This window comes from Euzebyales bacterium (genome assembly GCA_035461305.1).
Lineage (GTDB): Bacteria > Actinomycetota > Nitriliruptoria > Euzebyales > JAHELV01 > JAHELV01.
Map to the genome: position 1 here is coordinate 1 of DATHVN010000211.1, position 3,016 is coordinate 3,016.

Below are 3,016 nucleotides of genomic sequence, written 5' to 3' on the forward strand. Positions count from 1 at the left end.
TGACCGTGCCGTCGAGCGCCAGTGACAAGACGTCGCCGGCCAGCATGTCCACCCATCGCAGGCCACCCCAACGCCGCGACCAGACCGGTCCCTCGCCGTGGTAGGCAACGGGATCGGTGATCTGCGCTGCCCGCACCCTCATCCTCCTGTGCACCGATCCGTCCGCGTAGCAGACCCGCTGACGGATCGGCCAGTCGTCTCGGGTCGGCATGTCGGTTCAGCGCACGCGGTCGCCGGCGATGCCGCGCGGTTACGTCGTTACGATCTTGATGGCGCTGCTGAACCCGCTGTTGAGCGAGTCCTGCAGTGCCATGTGCAGGAAGCCCATCTGCTCCAGCTGGCGGGCGCGGCGCAGGGGGCCGGCATCGATGGCTCGCATGCCGCCGGCCTTCACCAGGGCGGCGACCTGCGCCTTGGCGTGCTCGTCATCGCCGGCGAGGAACACGTCGAGCTGCTGCCCGTCGACCTCACCGGCGCCGAGCGTCCCCGCGAAGGTGGTGTTGAACGCCTTAACCACCCGCGCGTCCGGCAGCTGGTTGGCCAGCTCCTCGGCGGCCGATGAGTCCGCGGGCGTCACGAGCCGGTCGAACGTGGCCCAGTCCACCGGGTTGGTGATGTCGACGACCACCTTGCCGGCCAGGTCATCGGCGTGGCCGGCGGTGAACTCCAGCGCTCCGTCGTACGGCGTCGCGAGCACCACCACGTCGCCGGTCAGCGCCTCCTGGGTCGCTCCGCCCGTGACCGCCGCGCCGTCGGCGGCGAGCTCGTTCGCCAGCGACGTCGCATGCTCGGGCGTGGGGGCCAGGATCTGCAGCGCAGCGCCACCGGCGGCCAGCCGGGTGCCGATGCCGCGGGCCATGTTGCCCGCCCCGATGATCGTCACGTCGGTCATGACGCACCTCCACCTGTTGTCGTGCTCACGTTGTGTTCCTACCGTCGAGGCGCGGTCGACAACCCGGGCGGAGGGCATCCAGCCCGGAGGGCCGTCCTGCTGGGCCACTCGTGGCGATCTGCCAACGGAGTCGGGAATAGTTGATGCTTCACGTTTGTTGAATGAAGCGTCAACCAAATGCAGACCGCCTGAGGAGGGCGCCCCGATGACCACCGCAACCGGAACGCTGACCGGCACGTACGCGATCGACCCGAGCCACAGCCGCATCGGCTTCGTAGCCCGCCACGCCATGGTCACGAAGGTCCGCGGCCAGTTCACCGCCTACGAGGGCACCGGCTGGTTCGACGCCGAGGACCCGACCCGCTCCACGATCGCGCTGACGATCCGGGCCGACAGCATCGACACCGCCAACGCCGACCGCGACGCACACCTGCGCAGCAACGACTTCTTCGACATGGAGCACCACCCGACGCTGACGTTCACCTCGACCGCCGTCGAGCGGGTCGACGACGACGTCTACCGCGTCGCCGGTGACCTGACCCTGCGCGGCGTAGCCAGGCCGGTCACCATCGACTTCGAGTTCACCGGCGCGGCCGTCGACCCGTTCGGCAACCAGCGCATCGGGTTCGAGGGCCGCACCACCGTCAACCGCAGGGACTGGGGCCTGAACTGGAACGCCGCCCTCGACGCCGGCGGCGTGCTTGTCTCCGAGAAGGTCACCCTCGAGTTCGACGTCTCCGCGATCAGGACAGAGGCGGCCTGACCGCACCGGTTGGGCGGGCAGCGTCACTGACGGTGCCCGCTCCGCCCGCCGATCCTCTGACCACCTGTCGTCACGGAGGCGACCATGACGTCCCAGGCGCAACGGATACCGCGACGACCGCGGCCGCACCGCAACGCATGCCCACGCTGTTCATCAGCCACGGTGCCCCGCCGCTGGTCGACGACGCCCTCTGGGTCTCACAGCTGCAGCGTCTTGCCGCCGACCTGGCACGCCCCAAGGCGATCCTGATGGCGTCGGCCCACTGGGAGGCCGCGCCGACGATGCTGGCCGCCACCGAGCCCGTACCGCTCGTGTACGACTTCGCCGGGATCCCGCGCCGGTACTACGACGTCACCTATCCCGCTCCCAGCGCACCGGACCTGGCCGATCAGGTCGCCGCACCTATGCTGGATACCGAGCACGTCGTGCGCACCAACCTCGACCACGGCGCTCATGTCCCGCTGACGGTCATGTACCCGACGCGGACGTCCCGGTGCTGCAGATGTCGCTGCCGACGCTCGAGCCGGACCGACTGCTGGCGCTCGGCGCGCGGTTGCGGCGGCTGCGCGACCAGGGCGTGCTGATCGTCGGGTCCGGGTTCACCACCCACGGCCTGCCGTTCCTGACCCGCGAGCACTGGCGATCCCCCGCCGCCCCGCCGCCTGGCTGGTCGGTCGAGTTCGACCACTGGTCCCGCGAGACACTGGCCACCGGCGACCGTCGAGACCCTGGCCGCGTTCCGTGACCGCGCGCCGGGCATGCCGTATGCGCATCCGACCATCGAGCACTTCGCACCGATGTTCGTGACGCTCGGCGCGGCCGGTGAACCCGAGGCGCCGCCGGCCCAGACCATCGACGGGTTCTGGATGGGACTGGCCAAGCGCTCGTTCGTCAGCACTGACACGCTCCGGCCGACCGGCCACCCGATCCCCTGCCCGGAGGACCCGTCAGGGCAGGGACGCTGCACGAGGTGGCGACGCCACACCGGGATGACCGGCCGGCCAACCGTCACGTGGCAGGCTGCACCCATGGACCAACCACGCTGGCTCGACGACGACGAACAGCGCGCATGGCGGCGGCTGGCCGCCGTCATCCTCAAGCTGCCGTCGGAGCTCGAGGCACAGCTCCAGCGCGACTCCGGGATGAGCCACTTCGAGTACTGGGTCATCGCGCTGCTCAGCGAAGCGCCGGATCGCACCCTGCGGCTCAGCCAGCTGGCGGCGCAGGCCAACGCATCGCTGTCGCGCGTGTCCCACGTGGCGTCCCGCCTCGAGACGCGCGGCTGGATCGACCGCCGTCACAGCCCTGACGATGCTCGCGCCACCCTCGCCGTGCTGACCGACGCCGGATGGGAACAGGTC

Annotated in this window: 3 protein-coding genes and 1 pseudogene; 3 read left to right on the plus strand and 1 reads right to left on the minus strand. The window is 70.3% G+C overall.

Features of this window, described 5'->3' with window-relative positions; translation table 11 throughout:
* Positions 1-250: 250 nt before the first annotated feature.
* A complete protein-coding gene (locus VK923_19300; protein HSJ46827.1) occupies positions 251-892 on the minus strand; it encodes an NADPH-dependent F420 reductase in 642 nt (213 codons plus the stop codon).
* Between the two features lie 205 nt (positions 893-1,097).
* Between VK923_19300 and VK923_19305 the strand changes: the two genes are divergently transcribed.
* The 3 genes and pseudogenes from VK923_19305 to VK923_19315 form a co-directional block, all read left to right on the plus strand.
* On the plus strand, positions 1,098-1,655 hold the full coding sequence (locus VK923_19305; protein HSJ46828.1) for a YceI family protein: 558 nt from the start codon (positions 1,098-1,100) through the stop codon (positions 1,653-1,655).
* Between the two features lie 248 nt (positions 1,656-1,903).
* Positions 1,904-2,400, plus strand: a pseudogene (locus VK923_19310) (class III extradiol ring-cleavage dioxygenase).
* Positions 2,401-2,413: 13 nt separating this feature from the next.
* Positions 2,414-3,016, plus strand: a 603-nt coding sequence (locus VK923_19315; protein ID HSJ46829.1) for a MarR family transcriptional regulator, incomplete at its 3' end; no start/stop codon positions are given.